Source organism: Streptomyces sp. BK022, assembly GCF_004217355.1.
Taxonomy (GTDB): Bacteria; Actinomycetota; Actinomycetes; order Streptomycetales; family Streptomycetaceae; genus Streptomyces; species Streptomyces griseoluteus.
Genome location: NZ_SHKU01000001.1, coordinates 1,272,452 through 1,293,311 on the forward strand (window position 1 = coordinate 1,272,452; position 20,860 = coordinate 1,293,311).

Annotated in this window: 21 protein-coding genes; 14 read left to right on the forward strand and 7 right to left on the reverse strand. The window is 69.4% G+C overall.

Annotation, left to right across the window (positions count from 1 at the left end):
* Window positions 1–23 precede the first annotated feature (23 nt).
* Entirely contained in the window at window positions 24–851 is an 828-nt protein-coding gene (locus EV284_RS05785; RefSeq protein WP_130330844.1) for a sugar nucleotide-binding protein, read from the forward strand.
* 42 nt (window positions 852–893) lie between these two features.
* Here the strand turns inward: EV284_RS05785 and EV284_RS05790 are convergent, their stop codons facing one another.
* Complete coding sequence (locus EV284_RS05790) at window positions 894–1,742, reverse strand: helix-turn-helix transcriptional regulator (RefSeq protein ID WP_130330846.1); 849 nt, start codon at window positions 1,740–1,742, stop codon at window positions 894–896.
* A gap of 136 nt (window positions 1,743–1,878) precedes the next feature.
* On the opposite strand from EV284_RS05790, the gene EV284_RS05795 reads away from it, so the two are divergent.
* Both EV284_RS05795 and EV284_RS05800 read left to right on the forward strand, forming a co-directional pair.
* Window positions 1,879–2,733 (forward strand): NAD(P)-dependent oxidoreductase, encoded by an 855-nt coding sequence (locus EV284_RS05795; RefSeq protein ID WP_130330848.1) that lies wholly within the window; start codon window positions 1,879–1,881, stop codon window positions 2,731–2,733.
* A 139-nt stretch (window positions 2,734–2,872) separates the two neighbouring features.
* Window positions 2,873–4,000: an NADAR family protein gene (locus EV284_RS05800; protein WP_130330850.1), complete on the forward strand. Its 1,128-nt coding sequence runs from the start codon at window positions 2,873–2,875 to the stop codon at window positions 3,998–4,000.
* Between the two features lie 542 nt (window positions 4,001–4,542).
* Here EV284_RS05800 and EV284_RS05805 read toward each other — a convergent pair.
* Together EV284_RS05805 and EV284_RS05810 are read right to left on the reverse strand one after the other, a co-directional pair.
* Complete coding sequence (locus EV284_RS05805; RefSeq protein ID WP_130330852.1) at window positions 4,543–5,328, reverse strand: SDR family oxidoreductase; 786 nt, start codon at window positions 5,326–5,328, stop codon at window positions 4,543–4,545.
* A gap of 38 nt (window positions 5,329–5,366) precedes the next feature.
* Window positions 5,367–5,729 (reverse strand): nuclear transport factor 2 family protein, encoded by a 363-nt coding sequence (locus tag EV284_RS05810; protein ID WP_130330854.1) that lies wholly within the window; start codon window positions 5,727–5,729, stop codon window positions 5,367–5,369.
* Between the two features lie 78 nt (window positions 5,730–5,807).
* Here EV284_RS05810 and EV284_RS05815 point away from each other — a divergent pair, with 78 nt between their 5' ends.
* Window positions 5,808–6,602, forward strand: coding sequence for a MerR family transcriptional regulator (locus EV284_RS05815; protein WP_130330856.1), 795 nt, complete (start codon window positions 5,808–5,810; stop codon window positions 6,600–6,602).
* Between the two features lie 578 nt (window positions 6,603–7,180).
* Here the strand turns inward: EV284_RS05815 and EV284_RS33670 are convergent.
* Together EV284_RS33670 and EV284_RS05830 are read right to left on the reverse strand one after the other, a co-directional pair.
* Window positions 7,181–8,446: a nitrilase-related carbon-nitrogen hydrolase gene (locus tag EV284_RS33670; protein ID WP_347402173.1), complete on the reverse strand. Its 1,266-nt coding sequence runs from the start codon at window positions 8,444–8,446 to the stop codon at window positions 7,181–7,183.
* 491 nt (window positions 8,447–8,937) lie between these two features.
* Window positions 8,938–9,918, reverse strand: a complete 981-nt coding sequence (locus tag EV284_RS05830; protein WP_130330858.1) for a DUF5937 family protein — start codon at window positions 9,916–9,918, stop codon at window positions 8,938–8,940.
* Window positions 9,919–9,984: 66 nt separating this feature from the next.
* Between EV284_RS05830 and EV284_RS05835 the strand changes: the two genes are divergently transcribed.
* From EV284_RS05835 to EV284_RS05880, 10 genes are all read left to right on the forward strand, one after another.
* The gene (locus tag EV284_RS05835; RefSeq protein ID WP_130330860.1) at window positions 9,985–10,458 is read left to right on the forward strand and encodes a cupin domain-containing protein; all 474 of its coding nucleotides are present in this window, start codon (window positions 9,985–9,987) and stop codon (window positions 10,456–10,458) included.
* Window positions 10,459–10,533: 75 nt separating this feature from the next.
* Window positions 10,534–11,208 (forward strand): SDR family NAD(P)-dependent oxidoreductase, encoded by a 675-nt coding sequence (locus EV284_RS05840; protein ID WP_130330862.1) that lies wholly within the window; start codon window positions 10,534–10,536, stop codon window positions 11,206–11,208.
* A 353-nt stretch (window positions 11,209–11,561) separates the two neighbouring features.
* On the forward strand, window positions 11,562–12,371 hold the full coding sequence (locus tag EV284_RS05845; protein WP_130330864.1) for an alpha/beta hydrolase: 810 nt from the start codon (window positions 11,562–11,564) through the stop codon (window positions 12,369–12,371).
* Window positions 12,371–13,633 carry a SpoIIE family protein phosphatase gene (locus EV284_RS05850; protein ID WP_130330866.1) on the forward strand — a complete coding sequence of 421 codons (1,263 nt, stop codon included), beginning with the start codon at window positions 12,371–12,373 and terminating at the stop codon, window positions 13,631–13,633. Before EV284_RS05845 ends, EV284_RS05850 begins: the two co-directional genes overlap by 1 nt.
* A complete protein-coding gene (locus EV284_RS05855) occupies window positions 13,630–13,989 on the forward strand; it encodes an STAS domain-containing protein (protein ID WP_130330868.1) in 360 nt (119 codons plus the stop codon). Before EV284_RS05850 ends, EV284_RS05855 begins: the two co-directional genes overlap by 4 nt.
* Window positions 13,990–14,136: 147 nt before the next feature.
* Window positions 14,137–14,625 (forward strand): GNAT family N-acetyltransferase, encoded by a 489-nt coding sequence (locus EV284_RS05860; protein WP_165425459.1) that lies wholly within the window; start codon window positions 14,137–14,139, stop codon window positions 14,623–14,625.
* A gap of 417 nt (window positions 14,626–15,042) precedes the next feature.
* Complete coding sequence (locus EV284_RS05865; RefSeq protein WP_130330872.1) at window positions 15,043–16,083, forward strand: LLM class flavin-dependent oxidoreductase; 1,041 nt, start codon at window positions 15,043–15,045, stop codon at window positions 16,081–16,083.
* Window positions 16,084–16,210: 127 nt separating this feature from the next.
* A complete protein-coding gene (locus EV284_RS05870; RefSeq protein WP_242625585.1) occupies window positions 16,211–16,621 on the forward strand; it encodes a hypothetical protein in 411 nt (136 codons plus the stop codon).
* 214 nt (window positions 16,622–16,835) lie between these two features.
* Complete coding sequence (locus tag EV284_RS05875; RefSeq protein ID WP_242625586.1) at window positions 16,836–18,191, forward strand: MATE family efflux transporter; 1,356 nt, start codon at window positions 16,836–16,838, stop codon at window positions 18,189–18,191.
* Window positions 18,192–18,466: 275 nt separating this feature from the next.
* On the forward strand, window positions 18,467–18,667 hold the full coding sequence (locus EV284_RS05880; protein WP_130330876.1) for a hypothetical protein: 201 nt from the start codon (window positions 18,467–18,469) through the stop codon (window positions 18,665–18,667).
* A gap of 618 nt (window positions 18,668–19,285) precedes the next feature.
* Here the strand turns inward: EV284_RS05880 and EV284_RS05895 are convergent.
* Together EV284_RS05895 and EV284_RS32615 are read right to left on the reverse strand one after the other, a co-directional pair.
* Window positions 19,286–20,320 (reverse strand): tetratricopeptide repeat protein, encoded by a 1,035-nt coding sequence (locus EV284_RS05895; RefSeq protein WP_130330878.1) that lies wholly within the window; start codon window positions 20,318–20,320, stop codon window positions 19,286–19,288.
* Window positions 20,321–20,426: 106 nt separating this feature from the next.
* Window positions 20,427–20,852, reverse strand: coding sequence for a hypothetical protein (locus tag EV284_RS32615; RefSeq protein WP_165425414.1), 426 nt, complete (start codon window positions 20,850–20,852; stop codon window positions 20,427–20,429).
* Window positions 20,853–20,860 lie beyond the last annotated feature (8 nt).

A 20,860-nucleotide genomic window follows, 5' to 3' on the forward strand; every position in this document is an offset into this window, starting at 1 on the left:
GACGGCCTCTACTGTGTCGACTCATGACCATCCTGATCATCGGCGGCAGCGGCTTCCTGGGTACCGAGCTGGTCCGCCAGGCGGCAGCGGCGGGCCATACGACGGCGGCGACCTCTGCCACCCGGCCCGGTGGCACTCCGGAGGTCGCCTGGCACGCCCTCGACCTGCGCGACGTCGACCGCATCGAGGCCGTCATGGCCGAGGTGGGGCCCCGTGTGGTCGTCAACGCGACGAGCGGCGGACCCGATTGGACGGTCACGGCCGAGGGACCGGTCCGCCTCGCGATGACCGCGGTGAAGCGGGGCATCCGCCTGGTCCATGTATCCAGCGACGCCGTGTTCTCCGGCGCCCGCGTCCACTATGACGAATCCCGCCTCCCCGACCCGCTCACGCCCTACGGCGCCGCGAAGGCCGCGGCGGAGACCGGCGTGCGCCTCGTACACCCGGGAGCCGTCGTCGCCCGAACATCCTTGATCATCGGCGACCGGCGATCGGAACACGTACGCGCGGTGCACGACCTCGCGGCCGGCACCCGTACCGGTGTCCTGTTCACCGACGACATCCGCTGCCCCGTGCACGTCGCCGACCTGGCCGCCGCTCTGCTGGAACTCGCGTCGAGCGACCTGTCCGGCATCCACCACCTGGCAGGAACCGATGCCGTGAGCCGTCACGAACTCGGTACCCTCATCGCCCGGCGCGATGGGCTCGGCGCCTCCCGGCTTCCCGCTGGTCTGCGGGCCGGCAGCGCGTTTCCCGGTGCCCTCGACGTACGCCTCGACTGCCGCGCCACCCAGGACCGGCTTCGGACCAGGCTCCGCGGCGCCCGCGAGTTCCTCACCCCGGAAACGTGATGTACGGCGGGCACGCCGGGCACCCGGACGGCTCGCTCGGGGTCAGGAGCCCGTCGGCGTCAGGTCCTGCAACCCCACCACCCGCAGCAACCGCAGGCGCTCGTAGGACTCCGTGCCCGGGCGGGCCGTGTGGAGGACGAGCTGCTGGTTGTGGTCGGAGTTGACGAGGATCTCGCAGTCGAGCTCGAGGATGCCGATCGCGGGGTGCCGGAAGCGTTTCGTGGAGGCGCGGCGCACGGCGACTTCGTGTTCGTCCCACAGGCGGGCGAACTCCTCGCTCCTGGAGCGTAGTTCGGCGACGAGAGCGGCGGGTTCGGGGTCCGTGGGGCGGGCCGAGGCCACCGCACGCAGGCCGGCCACCTGCTCGCGGGCGCGCTCCGGGCGGTCCTCGGGCGGGAAGAGCTCCTGGACGCCCGGGTCCAGGAAGAAGCGGCGGATCATGTTCCGCCCTCGGGGCGGCCGGGCCAGGACGTCCCCGCTCAGCGCCCGCGACAGCGCGTTCTGGGCCAGAACCTCGCCGCAGTCGGTCACCACCATCGCCGGGGTGTCGTGCAGCCGGTCCAGGACCAGGAGCAGACCCGGGCGCACGTGCGTGCTGGTCTCCTCCCGGCGCGGCGGCTGTTCACCGGTGAGATGGAAGAGATGGTCGCGTTCGTCCTCCGTCAGGCGCAGGGCGCGGGCCAGCGCGGCGAGCATCTGACGGGACGGACGCGGGCCCCGGGACTGTTCCAGCCGCGTGTAGTAGTCCACGGACATGCCGGCCAGCTGGGCCACCTCCTCGCGGCGCAGCCCCGGCGTACGACGGCGGGCGCCGGCCGCGAGGCCCACGTCGGAGGGTCCCAGGCGGGCGCGGGCGCGGCGCAGGAAGTCGGCGAGTTCGACTCGGTTCACCTCTCCAGGGTGCGCGAGGCCGCCCGGCTTATCCAGGGACTCCCGGTCCCCGGATGAGGAAGTCTCTCCCGCCCGGTTCCGCGTCCGTCGAGGCTGGTCGTCGACGACAGAGGACACCGTGCGTGAGGAGCACACCATGCTGACTTTGGTGACCGGTACGACGGGACAGGTCGGGCGCCGCTTCGTGCCGAGGCTGCTGGCCCAGCGGCAGCCGGGCGAGCAGGTCCGCGTCCTGGTACGGGACGCCGCCCGCGGCGACCGCTTCGCGGAGCTGGGCGCCCAGGTCGCCGTAGGGGACATGCGGGAGGAGGAGACACTCGGCAAGGCGCTCGCCGGCGTGGACGCCGTCGTGAACGTCGCCGCCTCCTTCCGCGGGGTGCCGGACGAGGAGGCATGGGCCGTCAACCGGGACGCCGCGGTGGCCCTGGGCCGCGCCGCGCAGGCCGTGGGTGTGGAGCGGTTCGTGCAGGTCAGCACCAACAACGTGTACGGCGTCGGACGTGGCCGTCCGCTGACCGAGGAGGACGAGAGCCGGCCGGGTGGCGCGATGTGGGGCGCCTATCCCGAGTCCAAGGCCGAGGCCGAGCGCGAGCTGCTGGCGCTCAAGGGTCTGGACGTACGCGTCGGACGGCTCCCCTTCGTCTACGGCGAGGGCGACCCGCACCTCGCCGACGTCCTGCACTGGGCGCACCGGTGGGCGCCGCACCAGCGCCTGCAGATGGCCCACCACGCGGACGTCGCCCAAGGCCTGATGCGCCTGCTGTACGCGCCGGGCATCGCCGGCCGGATCTACAACATCGCCGACGACGCCCCCGTCACGACGGTCGAGCTCTATCAGCTCAACGGCGTCGAGGTGCCCCCGGGGCTCCACGGGCTCACAGACCCCGACCCGTGGCTCGGGATCACGTCCAACCAGCGAATCCGTCGGGAACTCGGCTTCCGGCCCATCTACCCGAGCGTCTGGACGGCCCGGGACGCCGGAGCCCTGTGACGCCACCGCGCCCGACGCCGGCTGTGGCGGCCCTGGAACGACTGCGGCCGGCGTCACCCCACGCGCCGCGCCGGCGTCGTGACGATCCCGGCTGGAATATCCCGATCTTGCGAGGGTGCGAACGGCTACCCTGCAGCGCATGGCGATACGAAAGCGGACGTGGCGGAACGTGGACGGCGAGCGTATCGAGGGCACCTGGCGGCACGCCTTCATCTGCAACGGCGGCACCTACTTCCTCACCGACCTGCTGATCTACGCCGACGGAATGGTCGACTGTTGGGGTCTGGAAACCCTGGAGGGCTTCGCCGGCAAGCTCGCCTCCGGATGGGTCGCCACCGACCTGCCCGAGGGCGCTCCGGCATCGGCCCACCACCTCGCCTCGTGGACGTTCACCGAACCGAAGACCTGGCTGACCCCCCAGATGCTGCTCGGCGAGGTCCGTGACGACATCGACAACCTCAACGGTCGCCCGGACTCGACCCGCCGCTGTCTCGCCGCCGTCGACGTCTTCCGGCAGCAGCCGACCGAGGCCAACCGGGCCGCCGTTCGAGAAGCCTACGAAGCCATCCCGGAACACCTGCGCAGATACGCCCTCGGCGACATGGACCGCAAGGACTTCCCCCTCCGGGTGATCGTGACGGGACCAGGCAGCCCGATCGAGCTGTGGGACGGAGACACCGTCGACGTCACCAAGGAGATGCACGCCTCCGCCATGGAGTACTTCGCGGAGCGCGAGCGACTGCGGAAGCAGTACGACACGAAGACACCTGCCGACGGCCCGACCGAGCCGGTCGGGAGCAGCGTCCATCTCAGCCAAGTGGTCTTCCCCCGCGGCTGGCCCGAGAACCCCGGCACCCACGTGCTGCGCAACGAGTTCCCCGCTCCGATCGTCGTGGGCGGCCTGACCTGCCCCACCATCGCGCACGCCTACTGGGCGCTGGCGGTCGCCGACGAACACCGACAGGCCGAGATCCTCGGGGCGGAAACGCCGTACGACGCCCAGAAGCTCGCTGAGGCTTCCGCCCTGCGCGACGACTGGCCCCAAGTGCGAGTCGCCGTCATGACGCGCCTGCTGCGGGCGAAGTTCCAGCAGCACCCCGAATTCGCCGAGACGCTGATGGCGACAGGCGCCACCCGACTGATCTACACCGAAGTCGGATCGACCTTCTGGGGGCAGCAGGGGTCCGAAGGACGGAACTGGATGGGCCGCCTACTGGAGCTGACCCGCTCCGAACTCGTCGCCGAGAAGCTGAGCGTCCTGCCGTGACCGACCGGAGTGGCCGACGGCCTGAGCACGATGGTCCACCCTGCCGGTGGTACCCGTGCGCGCACGCTGGCCCTCCGGTTCATGCCTGGCCAGGCAGGTGGAGTCACCACGCCCCCCTGCCGACCACGTCGAAGAGGCGCTGCTGAACGTCATCGGCTGAGCCGACACCCCGCCACACCCATCTGGCGAGCGCAGAGCCGCGGCCCTCGGCGTGACCGTGGCTCTGGTGGCTCGTGGCGCCTCCGGGGCACCGTTTCCGAGTCGCAGCCACCACGTGTCGTCGTCGCGGCCGAGGTGCGGCGTCTGCCGTTGCCCGTCACCGAAGCGGAGCTCGACTTCGGCCGGTTCCGGCACTGCCGGGTCATGCGGAGTCGCCTCCACCGGCCCGCCGTTGCGCTTGCTGCATCGGCAGTTGCTCAGCTTCCGTTTGCTCGGAGCCTGTTGAGGCCTCCGACCGTCGAGAGTTCGTCGCTGAAAGGCTCGGCGCCGGCCAACCGGCTCAAGAACTCTCGCGCGGTTGCGACTCGTTATCGGTGCCTGGCTCAGACGGTTGGAACAGTGCCGCCGTCGATGACGTACTCGGCGCCCACGATGGATGAGGCTCGGTCCGAGACGAGGAAGCCGACCAGGTCCGCGACCTCTTCCGTCGTTGCGAACCTTCCGATTGGAATCCCTCCGAGGGAATCCATCAGGCTCTGCTCCGCCTCTTCGCGGGTCAGTCCGTTGCCCTTGGCGAGCTGGTCGATGAAGCCCGCATACGCTCCGGTCTGAATCCCCCCGGGACTGACGGCGTTTACTCGCACGCCTCGTGGGGCCAGTTCGTTCGCGAGACCCTTGCTGTACGTACGTAGGGCACCCTTGGCTGACGCGTACGGCAACGTCGCGTCGTGCAACGGCATCTGACGCTGAATCGACGTGACGTGGACAACTACTCCTGATCCCGCCTCCACCATCGCCGGCAGCAGTGCTCGATCCAGTCGGACAGCTCCCAAGAAGTTCAGGTTGAGCTCCGCCAGCCAGTGCTCCTCAGTCGCTGCAGCGAATCCGCCAGGCGGGGTCGACGATCCTCCGACAACGTGCACCAGGATGTCCAGCGCACCTCCCTCAGAGATCTTGGACACTACAACCTCTACACCACCCACCGTGGAAGTGTCCGCCTCGATGAACCGGTCGGGGCGCTCGTAGCCGCCGGGCATGGTGCGTGCCGTGGTCCACACGTCGGCACCCATCTCTCGCAGTCTCTCTACGACGGCCTTGCCCGAGCCCTTCGAACCGCCCGTGACCAGCGCCCGGCGACCGTTGAGGTGATCGCGATATGAACTAGACATTGTTCTCTCCACTGAAGTTCGAGGTGGTGCGGGTTCGGTCAGGCCGGATGGTTGGCGATGACGAGTTCGGCGATGAGGTCGTCCCGCAGCGCGAACCGGTAGTCGAGTTCGGCGACGCCTCCCGGGAAGGTGCCTTCGAGGCGCACGGTCACCACCCAATGGGTGTCGTCGACGCGGTGAGCGCCGATCTGCTCGGTCGTGTATTCGAACTCGGACCCGGCGTCCCGCAGGAACGCGTAGGTCTCCTCCCGGCCGCGGAAGGTCTCGTCCTGGTCGACGATCACCGCACCCTCGGCGAGGAACGACGAGGCGGTGTCGGCGTCGCGGACGATGTGTGCGCCCAAGAACTGGCGCAGGGTGGTCGGGAGCAGATCGGACGGAAGATCGGTGTGCTGTGTCATGAGCCCACCGTGTGACCTCGCGGGGTGGGAGGGTCAAGCCGTGGACTCTCCCCCAGGGGGAACGTTCAGAATGAGGGGATGCTGACCATTGGCGAGTTCTCGCGGCTGACCCACTTGAGCGTGCGGACCCTGCGCCGGTATCACGAGGCGGCCCTGCTGGAGCCGGCCGTGGTGGACGAGACCACCGGTTACCGCTACTACCGCGTCGATCAAATCCCGACCGCGCAGGTCATCCACCGGCTCCGCGAGCTCGACGTCCCCCTGAGCGATGTGCAGCAGATCCTGCGGACCCCCGACCCTGGTGTCCGGGCGGCGCTGGTCGCGGAGCACCTGCAACGCCTCGAGGACGCGCTCGACCGCACCCGGGCCGCAGTCGTGTCGCTGCGCCGCCTGCTGCGGCCCGACCCCGCGCCCATCGACGTCGAGCTACGTGCGGAGCCCGCACGGACGGTCGCGGCGGTGGAGGCCGTAGTCGGGCATCGCGACATCGAGACCTGGTACGCAGGCGCGATGGCCGAATTGGAGGCGGCCGTCGGCGCCGACGTGACCGGACCGCCGGGCGGCAGCTACGACAACGCCCTCTTCGAGCAGGAGCGCGGTCACGCGCTCGTCTACCTGCCGTCAGCTGCGCCACCTCGCACCGGACGCGTGCACCCCGTGAGTCTGCCGGCCGCGGAACTTGCGGTCACCACCCATGTCGGCGAGCACGACGGCATCGAGGTCACGTACGGCGAACTCGGGACCTGGGTGGTGGAGAACGCGATGTCGGTGGCCGGGCCGGTGCGGGAGGTCTACGTGGTCGGCCCCCGTGACACGAGCGATCCCGCTGCGTGGCGCACCGAGATCGGCTGGCCGGTCTTCCGTGTCACCTGAGGCAATCAGTGCGGTGCGGAGTCTTGGAACGACGGGGCGCACACGTTGAGCCTCGCGCTCTCACGAGTCGGAGCACCGAGGCTTGATCAACTAGGCAGAGAGCGCTCCTGAACTGCAACGCAACATCGGCGGACACCCGTGATCCGCGGATTGTCCGCCTCGGCGAACAGGCAGATCGCCGACTTCGAACGAAGCCACGGCCTCCCCGCAGGCGAAGTCGCACACTCGTTCCGCCGCTGGAACACGTCTATCCACCAGCCACGCGGAGGCCACGAGCTGTTCTACGAACGCGATGACACAGACCTCTGCAAAGGCGAGTATCACGTCCGCACGCTGCTGGAGCTCACCCTCCATGCTCTGAGGTCCAAGGCGCGACGCGAGCTGAGCGCACTGACCGGTCACGCAGACGAACGTGTGCTTCACCGCACGCTCAACAACCCCTTCGCGCCCCAAGACCTCCCCTGGTGGATGCGTCGAATAGGTGTCTGAACCTCCATGCTGGCGCGGATACGTTTCACCTGGTCACCGTCGCCGCTGCGGCGCTCCTCATCCGGTCCCGAGCATGAGCCGATCGAAGCTCATCCGACGTCGGCCACGACGAGCATCGCCGTCTGCGTGTCGGCCTCCGTCAGAAGGTCGCCGCCCGGGGCCCACACGGAGGAACGGCCGCAGCCGGTCCACGGCCCGGCCGGTCCGACATGGTTCGCCAGTACGACGTGCATGTTCAAGGTTTCGGCGATGCCGGGGTAGATCACGGCGAGCTCCGCAACTCCGCCGCCGGTGCCGTACAGCGAGCTGGCCAGGTGCACCTGGCACCCGTCGGCAGACCCACGCGCGGCCAGGTCGGGAAAGTGATTGTCGTAGCACGTGGCGAGCGCGAAGCGGACTCCCCCGAACTCGAATCGACCGTCGTGCTGCCCAGCGGTGAAAACCGCCTCCTCATGCTCGAAGAGGTGCTGCTTCCGGTAAGTGGTGAGCAGCGCACCGTCAGCCCCGAACACCAGCGTCTCGATCGCAGGCAGGGGTCCTCCGGTGGCCGCAACACAATTGACGACAGTGGCGGTCCCGCTCTCGCGGATGGCATCCAGGCGCGGATCTTCCGGCGTCACCCACAGACCGGGATCAGCGAGTACGGTCTCAAGCTCGTACCCGGTCAGGGCCAGCTCGGGAAACACCACGAGCTCTGCACCATGAGCGCCGGCCTGGCCTGCGAGGACGGTCATCTGCCGGACGTTGGCGGCCACATCAGCCGGAACACAGGTGAACTGACCTGCTGCGATCTTCATGGAGTTCCATCCTGCCACTCCACGCTCTCCCATCTCACGGCAGGAGCCCTGCCATGGCCCATGATCGGATCGTGCTCGGGTCGACGGTGCCTTCGGGCCGGCCCGAGCGGGGTCTTGTACGTGCGGCTGCGAGGCGCAGGAGGGCGTCGACGCGATGGGGGTCCCCTGGGCCTGTTCGACGGCCGCGGAGTGCGCCTCGCGTTTGGCGTGTTCGGCGAGGGCGAGTTCGGCGGCGTCACGGCCGAGCCGCTTCATCTCGTTCACGGTGGCCTCCCGCGCGGTCGGCAGCGCCTGCTCGAACTTCGGTCGGGCCCCCACCGGGGTGCTGATCTTCTCACCGAAGATCGTTTGCCTCGGGATGCCGTGCTTGCTGAGCGCATCGAGCTGGGAGTCGAGTTCCTGCCCGAGCGTCGAGCACCTCGCGTAGCCGATGCGGATGTCCGCGCTCGGCAGGTCCGGGTCGATCGGCGTCGGCAGCGGGGTGCCCGGCCGCCACGGTCGCCCCGGATCTCGGCCGGCGGTTGGCACCCGCAGTGCCTTCTTCAGCCGGTGCACCATGGTGAAGCAGCGGGTGTGGTAGGCAGAGGCTACCGCCCCGCCGCACGAGCGGCACGGCGAGCCGTGCTGTGCGTCGCACTTCGGACAGGCGTGCTGTTCGACGTCGTCCGCGTCCGACCGATCCGCGGGGGATGGCAGCTGAGGGCCCGTCATGGGCCCGGATTTTCGCCCAATGCAAGTATCAGAAGAGGGTCAGTCCCGCTTTTGAGTGAGAACAGGTTCTGCGAACGAATACGGGGTCGGCGGGCGTCCGGCGGCCCGTGATTGATCTTGCTCGCGCAAAGGACCGTTTGCGAGAGTCCAGGCGTCGCGCCGGAGTTCCGGGTGCGGGGAACGCCCGTACAGCGGATTTCGGTGAAGATCATCAGGGGTCGGCGGGGACGGCTGAGGTCATCTGTTCGGGCTTCGAGGGCAGCGGCTTGTGGTCGGCGACGGCGTCGTGCGGGCCGCCCGCAGGGTTGGTTGCGGTAGGCGCCCCGCTTGACTGCCTATCAGGAGCTTCCCGACCTGTCATGACTTGGCGAGGCCGCGTCAAGGAGAGCGCGTCCAGCCTCGGTGAGCTCGTGCGTGGCCGTGCGACCGGCCCGGCTGCTGTCGATCAACCCGGCGTCTCGCAGGATTGCCAGGTGTTCGCTGGCCGTCGGGGGAGTGACGCTCACCAGCCTGGCCACAACGGTCGTCTGCAGCGGAGTGGCGAGCGCGGCCAGGATCCTCGATCGGGTCATCCCCAGAAGCCGGTCAAGCGACCTCGGAGTGGGAGGTGCCGCCCATAGGTACCGCCCGGATGCCGGGTAATAGATCGCCGGTGTCCAGTGGTCCGAGGTGGTGCACTGGATCCGGTCGGTGATGAACAGCGACGGAACGAGAATGAGTCCCTCAGGGCAGTCGACGTCGATGTCGACGGTCTTTTCGACGGTGATGGTGTCGCCCTCGCACGCAGCGGAAGGGTGCAGGCGCGGAAGGACTGCGCGCAACCCCTCGCGGTTGACCTGGAGGGCCCGGTCCAGCATCTCGGCACGCAACGCCTGCCGCATGGATGGCCATTCCGGTTCGACAACTGCCTTCCAGAGGCGGCGCAGCGCATCGGCGGCCTCGGACCTGGCTCGGTCGGGGTCATCGAGCAATCGGCGGCCTATTTCTGCCCCGCGTCCCCTCGTAGCGTCGACCAGCTCGGCGTACGTCTGGTCCGCCGGCGCGGCGAGGAGGGCATCCACGCCTTCCTCGAACGTTGGCTCACTGGACATCGGCGACGGGTCAAGGAAGTCGGGTCGGTACGCGCCATCGGCCATGAAGACCGTGAGCGCCCTCAGGTCCGGGAGCGAGGGACGGTGGCGGCGACGGCGAAGCCACGGGTGGAACATCGGGTGACGCTGCGGTTCGGTCAACAGCCTGGCAAGACTGACCACTTCGTGCATCGGCGACATCGCCCACCGCACGCTCGCAGCACCAACGCCCAATCGGTAGCGGATCACTGCACCATTGTTAGGCCACCGCCGAAGTGAGCGCGAGTAGAACGGTGAGGCACCGAGACTCGGGTCATGACCGACACCAAGTCGATCGCCCGGTGTTGCAAGGAGCCCGAGCGAGCCCAACAGACGCGAACGATCCGGCTGGGCGCCAGCGGATCGACCATCGAAGTCCTCGCGGGTCCGGCGGAGACCAGCGGAATCGTGAGCATCTACCGGTGGCACATGTCGCCCTCCAGCCGGGGACCTGCCCCGCACTTTCACACGACCTTCAGCGAGACCTTCATCGTTGAAGAAGGTGAAGTCGACTATTTCGATGGGCATGCCTGGCGCACACTGCTGCCCGGCGACACCGCACATGCCGCGGTGGGCGACGTCCACGCCCTCCGGAAGGAGCGCGCCGAACCTGCCACCCTCCTGATGGCACTCTCACCAGGTGTACCGCGGGAGGAGTACTTCGCACAGCTCGCCACTGTGAACGAGCGTGACCTGAACCGGCTTCACGAAGCCCACGACAACCATTTCGTCGACGCCTACGGACGGTGAGGGCACCGGCAACGGCATGTGCCCCGCCCCGGCCCACCCCCCTTTCCCAAGGACTTCCCAGCAAAGGAATTCACTGTGCCCAGCATCGCCATCGTCGGAGCCGGCCCCGGTATGGGCCTGGCCATCGCCCGTACCTTCGGCTCCCACGGCTTCGACGTCGCTCTCATCGCCCGCAACCGCGACAAGCTCAACGACCTGGCCGGCCGGCTCGACGCCGAAGGCATCACCGCCGCCGCGTTCCCCGCGGACGTACTCGACCATGACGCACTCACCCAGGCGCTCAAGGACGCCGCCACCCGCTTCGGCGGCATCGACGTCCTGGAGTACTCCCCAGGCGGGAGTCTCGAATCCACGCCGCTCACCACTCCGTCCGAGACCAACCCGTCCGATGTGCAGTGGGCGATGGACATCCTGCTCTACGGGGCCATTGCCGCCACGCGGGCCGTGCTGCCCGTGATGCGCGAGGCCGGCGCCGGCACCCTGCTCTACACCAACGGCGCCGGCGCGGTCGACCCCACTCCGATGCTCGGCAACCTCAACGCCGCCCAGGCCGCGCTGCGTAACTGGGTACTCAGCCTGCACAAGGAACTGGCCGACACCGGCGTCCAGGCCGCGCACGTCGCCATCGGCGTGTGGATCGGCACGGACGGCCCGCCCGGAGTACCGGCGGCCTCGGCCGAGGAGATGGCCCCCCTCTACTGGGACCTGCACACGCAGCGCGACCAAGTCGAACGCGTCTTCACCGTGTGACGCTGTCCCGGCCCCCGTCCCACCATCGTTGATCTCTGATCCGCCAGTACGGTGGTGGCCGGCCTCGGTACCTCGGGACAACTGATCAGTTTAATTATGACGGGGCGTCAGTTTAGATCGTCGGACGCCAAGGTGTACGCGGTCTCACGTGAACCCTTCCCCTCGCAGTCGAACAATGGGGTAACGCTCCGTGACGACTCCCCAAGATTTGTGCCAGAACCCGAGAACGGGCGGCGTTTGTTCACCGGTTCGGGGCACCTGAACTCCCGCGGGAAACGAACGCTCTCCACCCCGGCGCCAGGCTCCGGATGGCGACGCGATCACCCCCGGAGCCGTCTGCGACGATGGTGGGCATGGATGTGCGGAGCAGGAACCATGTGAGGGTGACCGGGCGGCCCGGTGCACCGGTGGTCGTGCTGGCGCACGGGTTCGGGTGCGATCAGAACATGTGGCGTCTGGTGGTGCCGGCGCTGGAGCGGGACTTCACCGTCGTCCTTTTCGATCACGTGGGCTCGGGCAGCTCGCAGATGTCGGCCTGGAGCCGGGAGCGGTACGGGTCGCTGGACGGGTACGTCGATGACGTGCTGGGGGTGTGCCGGGAGCTGGCGCTGGGGCCGGTCACGTTCGTGGGGCATTCGGTGAGCGCGATGATGGGCGTGCTGGCCGCCGCGCGCGAGCCGGAGGCGTTCGCCGGGCTGGTGCTGCTCGCCCCCTCTCCCTGCTTCGTCGATGATCCGGCCACCGGGTATCGGGGTGGTTTCAGCGCTGCGGACATCGATGAGCTGCTGGAGTCGCTGGACGCGAACTATCTCGGCTGGTCGGGCGCGATGGCGCCGGTGATCATGGGTAACCCGGATCGGCCTGAGCTGGGTGAGGAGCTGACGAACAGCTTCTGCCGTACGGACCCGCAGATCGCACGGGTCTTCGCCCGGGTGACGTTCCTGTCCGACAACCGCGCCGATCTAGCGGCTGTGCGGGTGCCCACCCTGGTCGCCCAGTGCTCCAGCGATGCGATCGCTCCGCCGGAGGTGGGCGCCTTCGTCCAGGCGCACATACCTGGAAGCCGTCTGGTCACGCTGAACGCGACGGGGCACTGCCCTCAGCTCGCCGCCCCCGAGGAGACCGTGGCGGCCATCGCGGCGTTCGCGGGGGCGGCACGGTGATGTGCGAGGCGGGTGACGCGGCGGGCAGCAGGGACCGGGCACCGTTGGATGAGGAGGCCCGGTTCTCCGCGCTGCTGGAAGACAGTGCCGAGGATCTCTACGAGCGCGCCCCGTGCGGCTACCTCTCCACGCTGCTGGACGGCAGGATCGCCAAGATCAACGCCACGCTGCTGGACTGGCTCGGCTACGAGCGGGACGACCTGGTGGGCCGCAGGCACTTCTCCGATCTGCTGACCGTCGGCGGCAAGCTCTACCACGAGACCCACTTCGCCCCGCTGCTGCGGATGCAGCGCGAGATCAGCGGCATCGCCCTGGAACTCAAGGCCGCTGATGGCTCCCGCCTGCCCGTGATGGTCACCTCGACGGTCAAGACCGGCAGCGACGGACAGGCGCTGCTGATCCGCACCACCGTCTTCGACGCCCGAGACCGCCGCGCCTACGAGACGGAACTGCTGCGCGCCCGCCGGGAAGCCGACCTCGAGCGCGACCGCCTCAAGCTCCTCAACACCACCCTGCAAAAGACCCTGCTGCCGCCCGTGCTGGCGAACGTGCCCGGCCTGGACGTTGACGCGTACTACCACATCGCCTCCGTCGACGAGGTCGGCGGCGACTTCTACGACCTCTTCCCGCTGGCCGACGGCACCTGGGGGCTGTTCCTGGGCGACGTGTGCGGCAAGGGCGCCGCCGCTGCGGCCGTCACCTCCCTGGCCCGCTACACCCTGCGTGCCGCCGCCGTCTACGACCCGGCCCCGGCCGCCGTCCTCGCCAACCTCAACACGGTCCTCAACCACGAGTACCAGGGGACCGACCCCCGCTTTTGCACCGTCGTCTTCGGCCTGCTCACCCCCGACCCTCTCCGGGGCGGCTTCCGGATCACTCTGGCCAGCGGCGGCCACCCCCCAGCCCTGCTGATGCGCGCCGACGGCACCGCCGACTACCTGCCCACCCCCGGCGGACAGCTCATCGGCGTCCTGCCCGACGCGCACATCGCCACCACCACCGTCCACCTCGCCCCCGGCGACACCCTGCTCCTGCACACCGATGGCCTCACCGAAGCCCACACCCACGCCGTCCCGGGCGGCAAGGAGCGCTACGGCGACGACGCCCTCCTCGACTTCGGCCGCCAGCTCGCCCCCACCACTGCCTCGGACACCATCAGCTCAGTCCGCGACCTGCTCGACACCTTCGGCACCGGCGTAGACGACGACACCGCCGTCCTGGCCGTCCACGTACCCCGAACCCCCAGTGAAGAGCAGCAGTGACCAAGCACCTGACCCTTCGCACCCGCACCACCCCTGCCGGCCCGGTCCTCGAAGTCATCGGAGAACTGGACCACCACACCGCGCCGGAAGTGCGCGCCGTGCTGGCCGGCCTGACTCCGAGTACGGGCCAGCAGCTCGTTCTCGACCTCGGCGGCCTCGCCTTCTGCGACTCCACCGGCATCACGGTCCTGATCACCGCCCGCAACCACGCCCTGGCCGCGAACGCGACCGTCGTCCTGGCCGCCGTCCCCGCCCACCTGAGCCGGATCCTGCGCATCGTCGGCCTCGACCAGGTCTTCGCCGTCCACCTCACCGCACAGGACGCCGAAACCGCCTGGCACACCGTCTCCGACTGACCCGTCGTACCTGCCAGAGGAAGCTCTCGGCCCAGGGGGAACCGAACAAGTACACCCACAGGGCGTTACGCATGCTGATGCCGCAGCGCCTGCGCGGACAGTCGACCCGCCGCACAAAAACCTTCCCCGGTGCGAAATACTTTCCCGATGAGTTCACGCCCTTCCCCGGTCAGTCAGCCGATCACCATACGGAGGGCCGTCGCGCGGGACGCCAAACGGCTCACGCGGCTCGTGCGTGGCTCAGGCGCCTACGCGGGCAAGTACGCAGCCGCAGTCGCGGGCTACCGGGTCGGTCCTGATTACATCGAGGCCCACCGCGTCTTTGTGGCCGTCGCCGCCGACGAGCCCGGAGGCCGGGTCCTCGGGTTCTACTCGCTGGTCCTCGATCCACCGGAGCTTGACCTGCTATTCGTCGCCGACGAAGTGCAAGGACGGGGTATCGGACGGCTACTCGTCGCGCACATGCGGTCCGAGGCCCGTGCCGCCGGGCTCGACCGGGTCAGGGTCGTCTCGCACCTTCCCGCCGAAGACTTCTACCACCGCGTAGGCGCGGTACGGACCGGGACCGCACGCGCGAACCCGCCCGCCGTGCCGTGGGATCGTCCCGAATTCGAGTTTCGCGTTTCTTCGGAATGACGCGATGTGCGGCTTCGAGTGCACCCTGCTTCGCCGGCATGGTGGTCTGCACGCAGAGCCGTAGGACGCCGCGCGCTCCGTGCGTGCCGTCGTCTACGCCCTGGCGGAAAGCGGGATCGGCTGCGCCGGTGGTTGGGGCAGGGCACGGCGGTCAAAGCACACTCACCCCAGCTCGGCCCGCCAGGCCCGCAGACAGTAGGTGCCCAGCTTTTCTGGGCCACCGCTGACGCCATTCATGCCACCGGTGTGGCAGCGTCGGGAACCGGGGTACGCGGGCGGCGGCCCCCGGAACCGTGATCCACGGCTGCGCGCCGTCATTGCGATCACACGGTTGTCACATTCGGCTGCGAGAATCGGGCTCGTTCCCGGCCGAAGTGCGGCCGGAGCGCTTCGAGTGCCGTCCGAGTGGAGGAGGCCGTGGCGTCCATGTCGCGTCCGCTGCGCAAGCTGGGGTTTTTGACGATCGGACTTTTCGATCCCGCGGAGCCCGCCCGGGGACACGCCGACACGCTGGAGATCATCGAGCTGGGCGAGCAACTGGGCTTCGACAGCGCCTGGGTGCGGCACCGGCACCTCCAGCACGGCATCTCGTCGCCCGTCGCCGTGCTGGCGGCGGCCTCGCAGCGCACCCGGCGTATCGAACTGGGCACGGCGGTGATCCCGCTGGGCTGGGAGAACCCGCTGCGCCTCGCCGAGGACCTGGCCACGGTGGACGTGCTCTCCGGCGGCCGCCTCAACCCCGGGGTCAGCGCCGGACCGCCGATCCACTACGACCAGGTCAAGGAGGCGCTCTATCCGGCCTCCGCCGAGGCGGAGGACTTCGGGTACGGGCGAGTGCGGCGGCTTCTCGACTTCGTCGCGGGGGAGCCGGCCACCGACTTCAAGGGCGCCGAAGGCTTCGAGGAGTACTCCGATATCGTCCAGCCGCATTCTCCCGGCCTCGCCCGGCGCATGTGGTACGGCGGCGGCAGCCTGGCCTCGGCGCGCTGGGCCGGTGAGCAGGGCATGAACCTGCTCACCAGCAGTGTGGTCAAGGCCGAGGACCCCGACGCGCCGCTGGACTTCGCGGCGATCCAGGCGGCCCAGATCCGGGAGTTCCGAGCGCGGCACCCCGAGGGGGCGGCGGCCCGGGTCTCCCAGGGCCTGGTGGTGATCCCGACCGACTCCGCTACGGCCGGACAGCGGGCGCGCTACGCCGAGTTCGCCGCCGCCCGGCTACCCCGTACGGCCTCACCGCAGGGCCCGGCCCGGCTGCTGTTCGCACCGGACCTGGTGGGCACCAGCGAGGAGATCGCCGAGCGGCTGCACGCGCACGCGGGGTTCGGCGAGGTGGACGAGGTGGCGTTCGCGCTGCCGTTCACCTTCCGGCACGAGGACTACGTACAGATCCTCACCGACATCGCGACCAAGCTCGGCCCCGCGCTGGGGCGCCCTGACGGCGGGCGCTCCAGCGGCTGATCGCCTGTGGCCGGGTTCCCGTACCCGTCAGCGCTTCGGACGGCAGGAGGCTCGCTGGTGCGGTGAGCGCGAAGGTTGACCGAGTTGAGGTCTTCTGCCTGTGCTGGTGGTCTCGGAGTATCGAGGTATGGGATGTCGTAGGGGTCTCTCCGAGGTGTTTCGGGCGGAGGCGGGTGCTGAGTTCGCGTTCCTGGTCGACGACGCGGGCTTCTGGGGTCCGGAGCAGACCGACAGCGGGCTTCTCTTCCACGGCAGCGGTCTCGACGTGGAGGTCTGGTTCCTGGACGGGCACGAGCCCCAGGTGACGACGCTGATCGCCCCGGTCGCATCGGACGGGGTGCGGGCCAGGGGGGTATGGCTGGACGACTTGTACGTCTTGAGCGGATGCGGTCCCGCTCAAGACGTTCCTGGCTCGGCCCCGACCCGGCGAGCCACGCTCAAGCGCGTCCAGCAGCATGCGGCAGCGCTGCGTCGGCTCATGCCGCGGTTGCTCACCGCTGAGGGCGCTCAGCTCATTGCCCGCTGTCGCCGGGGCTGAACCGCGACGAGCGGACATCAGCCGGGCCGGGTCCACCTTTCGACGGCGGCGGCCCTTCAGGCCCCGCGTTCTGTGCCGGTCACGGGGGCCCCAACCGTCGGCCGCAAACCCGCTACCAGCTGGGCGAAGAATCCGTAGCCTGCCGGCCGAGCTGACAGTTTCAAGTTCGCCATTTCCGCTGAGCGGTCGGCTCCCGCAATGTGATGATCGAACCGTGATCAGCATCAGGCCCGGACCAGCCGGACGCGGTACGTGGTACGGGATAGCGGCGGCAGCGCTCCCGCTCTACCTGACGATGATCGCCGCCTCAGCCGGCGCTCTGGTCGACACCGCGCTGCTCGGTAACCACGCCACCGCCACCCTCGCGGCCTTCGCCGTCGCCATGGCCGTGTTCAGCCCCGCCACCGCCACGGTGGCGGGCGCGCTGCGTGGCGTGATGCCCTTTGTCACGCCGAGCAAGGAGGACCCTGACCTTCTCCTGCCCGTGGTGCGCAGCGGCACATGGCTCGCGATCACCGTCGGCGCCGTCGCCGCGGCGGCGGTCGCGTCTGTTCCTCTGCTCGGCCGAGCGGCCGGGGTTGCCCACACCACCCTCGCCCAGCTGGGGATCTTCCCTTTGCTCCTGGCCGGCAGTGTGCTCGCCATCGCGGTGAGCTCGTCAGCCACGTCCGTCCTGGTGGCGCTGGGCCACTCAACGTCGGTGATGCGGGCCGGGCTGCTCGGCACCGCCGCCTCCACCACGCTGTCCGTCCTCCTCGTGGGCGGTCCCGGACCGCTGCCCAGTTACGGCCTGACCGGGGCAGGCATCGCCATGCTCGCCTCCAGCGTGATCAGCGCCTTTGTCAACCAGCTGGCCATCCGCCGCTCCTCCGTGCTCATCGGCCGCTCTCTGTGTCCGGGCTGGCCTCATGTGAAGCAGATCTGGACGCTGGCCACCGTGGGCGTTCCGCTGGCCGGCACGGTACTCGTCAAGTTCGCGGTCCTGGGCGTATTGACCTTCGCGGCGGCGAGGATCGGGACGGACAGCGCTGCGGTGCACAGCGTCGGCATCTGCCTGGTCAACCTCCTCTTCACAGCCGCGGTGGCGGTTGGCCAGGCCACCATCCCCCTGATCTCCGACCACGCGACGAAGCTCGACAGCGAGCGCGTCCGGCGCGGTGTTCGAGCGGGAACGTGGCTGGCACTGGTCGTCGTGGTGTTCACAGCGGCAACGGTGATCGTCCTCAGTTCACGGGTCGTACCGCTGTTCACCCGGGATGTTGATGTGCGGCTACAGATCACGGACCTTCTGCCTCTGGTACTGGCCGTGGTCGTCACCGACGCACTGCAGGCAGTCGTCGGCTTCGGCCTCATCGGTCTCAAGCGCACCGTACCGAGTTTCGTGTCGACCTTCGTCTGCTATGCAGTCCTGGCCGCTGTCGCCGCTCCGGTAGCCGCAGCCGGCGGCCTCGCCGCCCTGTGGGCGGCCCTCGCCCTTGCCAACCTCCTCCAGGCAGTGAGCAAGGCGTACTCCTTCTACCGGCACAGCACATTCACCGAGAACCGCGAACCCGCGCTGGCCACCACGTGAGAGGTACCCTCGGTTTTGTTTCCGGAGTCGGGCGGGTGCGGCGTTGGGCTGCGAGGCGGGGTGACTGGGTGCGGGGGCGGGCGTCACGTGGGACGGCCTGGCGTGGAGCTTTCAGCGCCGACCTGGCCACGGTCCGGATGTCGGCCGCGCGCACGCGGGGCCGTCTAATGCGGAGCCTGTGATGACGCGGCGTAGTGCCCATCCGTCAGATCGGCCGACTGCATTCGATGAGACGGCGGTTGGCCTGCGCGCTGCCGGACAGCAATGATCCGGGGATGAACCTCTCGCGCCGCCACCTCGGCACCGGCCCCGCCGCGGCCACCCTGCCCACGCCCACGTTCACCCCGCTGCCTGTGCGGCGTCTGCCCGCCGAGCCGGTCACCGTCTCCGAGGACCAGGCGGCCGGCGCCGCGCGCACACCGGGTGCCGCCAGCTCGGCTGTCAGTCGCCGCGTGCTCGGTGACCGGGGCCGGTGAATCCCGCCGACGCCCCCGGTTGCCCGAGCGGGCCGGGGGGCGTTGAGCGGGGCGTGGGAAACACGATCAGGTCCTTCGCCGCCTCTGTGATGCTCGCGGCCGCCGTCGTCCTGCCCGGCACGACGCCGGCCCACGCGAACGCCGACGTCCAGGAGGGGAGAGTCCTCAGCGTCAGGGGGCATGGCCTGACGGTCCAGAAGGCGGGCGGCTGGATGACCGGCCACCGGGCGGGTGCCCGAGCACGCCTTTACTGGGGTCTACCAGGGATCGCGCACGACTGTGCCCCAAGCAGAACCGGACGGCCGTGGGTTTCCCCCCCCCGGGGGGGGGGAGCCCCGCCGGCCGGGGGGGGGGGCGGCCCCCCCCCCGCCCGGGGGGGGGGCCCCCGCCCCGTCTTTTTGTGGGTTCTCCTGGGGGCCCCCCCCGAGCCCACACCACCCCCCCCGGGCGGCGGCCCCCCCCCCCCCTGGGGGGGGCCCCCCCCCCGCCCGTCCGGTTCGTCGTCCTGCCCACCGCCGGCCTGTCGAACCGGCGCCGGGATGGATCACGACGCCCGCCGCAATGTACGCGACTACGAACGCCTCCCGCAGCATTTGCGACAGGCGTGGGGGTGCCCGGTCAGACGCCTCCGGGGCGGTCCTTGCTGGCGAGGCGACGCAATTCAGCCAGGTGCTCTGGAGCGAGCTCGAGTGCTGCCGCCCGGGTCACCAGCGTACCGAGCTCTTCGGCTCGGTCCTGGTCGGCAAGGAACTGCGCGTAGTGCGTAAAGGCTTCCTCGTCCCCGTGCTCGATGGCGTCCCGGTAGCGCCGGTCGGCCTGCTCGGGCTGCTCGAGGTCTTCGTGGAGGAGCGCTAGATTCAGATACGAGTTCGTCTCCTCATCCTGATCGAGGGCGGCCTCGTAGTAGGTCACCGCCTCCCGCAGGGCGCCGGTGTCGGCCAGATGAACGGCGTAGGCGAAACGCGCACCGGACAGATCCTCCTCAAGAGCCTCCCGCAGGTGACGTCCCGCCCATTCTGCGTCCCCCATGTCGTTCTCGGCCGCGCCGAGTTCGACCAGGACGGAGCGGTCGCCGGCCTCTAGTGCCTGCCGCAGCCACTCGACGGCCTCCGCGGCCTTGTCCTGTTCGAGCAGGACTCGGCCGAGGTTGCCGGCCGCCAGGGTGTCGCCCTGGTCCACCGCGCGACGTAGCAGCTCCGCGGCCTCCTCCAGCCGTTCGCCGTCCTCACTCAGGAAGACGCCGTAGTCGTTCAAGGCGCGCGGGTTGTTCTCGGCCAGCGCCCGCCGGTAGTACTCGTCGGCGCGAGACCGGTCCTCGATCTCGTCCGCCAGGACCCCGGCGATCCACAGGGTCACGTCCCGGCCGTTCCGCTGCGCCTCCTGGAGAACCGAGACCGCTTCCTCGGGCCGGTCGAGTTGGATCAGCACATCGGCCCACGGCTCATACGCCACGGAGTTGCCTGCCGCCGTGGCGGCGGAGAGCGCCTGGAGGGCGGCGTCGGTGTCTCCCCAGTCCTTCACCAGATCCAGCATCTGCTCCGCGACGTCATCGTCCCGGGTGGTCCATGCTTCCAGGTAGAGAGCCAGCGCGGCAGCGTGATTCCCCGCCGCCCACTGCCGTTCGGCATCGGCCGCAGCATTGTCCTCGGACATGAAGGTTTCCTCTCGTCTTGCTTTCCGGGCTCGTGTCCGTACGTGCGCCGGGGCGTGTGCCAGCCTGGCACACGCCCCTGGACCGAACGGCCGGAGCCGTTACGCGTCAGCGCTTACGCTTGTTCGGGTTGTCGAACTTCTTACGACCGCCATGGGCGTCGCCCTTCTCGTGCTTGCCTCGGGTGTTCTTGGACTTGCCCCCGCGGTGTCCCTTCCTGTTCTTCTGTGTCTTGTGGGTCTCGTCCTTCTTGCGGTGCTTGAAGGCGACACGCAGTTTGTAGACAGCCGCGCTTACGCCGTACCACAGCGCGTAGGCGGCGAGGGCGATCACGAAGGCCGCGCCCACGACGATCAGCACCTCACTGAGGCTGAGGCCCGCTGCGGCGACGACGAACGCGCCGGCCATGCGGCCGTCCAGGTCGTAACAGTTGACCGGGTCGCCGTAGCAGTAGTCGTAGGCGTTCGCGCTGCCGCCGAGGCCCTCGCCGCACTCGCCCCCGACTGGCGCCTGCCGCACGGAGCGGACTGGCACCGCAAATA

What these genes read in the sequence shown, in the direction of transcription:
- EV284_RS05800 (WP_130330850.1), top strand. Translation starts at nt 2,873, where the DNA reads ATGGCGATACGAAAGCGGACGTGGCGGAACGTGGACGGCGAGCGTATC.
- EV284_RS05895 (WP_130330878.1), bottom strand. Translation starts at nt 20,320, where the DNA reads ATGTCCGAGGACAATGCTGCGGCCGATGCCGAACGGCAGTGGGCGGCG.
- EV284_RS05795 (WP_130330848.1), top strand. Translation starts at nt 1,879, where the DNA reads ATGCTGACTTTGGTGACCGGTACGACGGGACAGGTCGGGCGCCGCTTC.
- EV284_RS33670 (WP_347402173.1), bottom strand. Translation starts at nt 8,446, where the DNA reads ATGGTGCACCGGCTGAAGAAGGCACTGCGGGTGCCAACCGCCGGCCGA.
- EV284_RS05810 (WP_130330854.1), bottom strand. Translation starts at nt 5,729, where the DNA reads ATGACACAGCACACCGATCTTCCGTCCGATCTGCTCCCGACCACCCTG.
- EV284_RS05815 (WP_130330856.1), top strand. Translation starts at nt 5,808, where the DNA reads ATGCTGACCATTGGCGAGTTCTCGCGGCTGACCCACTTGAGCGTGCGG.
- EV284_RS05860 (WP_165425459.1), top strand. Translation starts at nt 14,137, where the DNA reads ATGAGTTCACGCCCTTCCCCGGTCAGTCAGCCGATCACCATACGGAGG.
- EV284_RS05850 (WP_130330866.1), top strand. Translation starts at nt 12,371, where the DNA reads ATGTGCGAGGCGGGTGACGCGGCGGGCAGCAGGGACCGGGCACCGTTG.
- EV284_RS05880 (WP_130330876.1), top strand. Translation starts at nt 18,467, where the DNA reads ATGAACCTCTCGCGCCGCCACCTCGGCACCGGCCCCGCCGCGGCCACC.
- EV284_RS05785 (WP_130330844.1), top strand. Translation starts at nt 24, where the DNA reads ATGACCATCCTGATCATCGGCGGCAGCGGCTTCCTGGGTACCGAGCTG.
- EV284_RS05870 (WP_242625585.1), top strand. Translation starts at nt 16,211, where the DNA reads ATGGGATGTCGTAGGGGTCTCTCCGAGGTGTTTCGGGCGGAGGCGGGT.
- EV284_RS05805 (WP_130330852.1), bottom strand. Translation starts at nt 5,328, where the DNA reads ATGTCTAGTTCATATCGCGATCACCTCAACGGTCGCCGGGCGCTGGTC.
- EV284_RS05835 (WP_130330860.1), top strand. Translation starts at nt 9,985, where the DNA reads ATGACCGACACCAAGTCGATCGCCCGGTGTTGCAAGGAGCCCGAGCGA.
- EV284_RS05845 (WP_130330864.1), top strand. Translation starts at nt 11,562, where the DNA reads ATGGATGTGCGGAGCAGGAACCATGTGAGGGTGACCGGGCGGCCCGGT.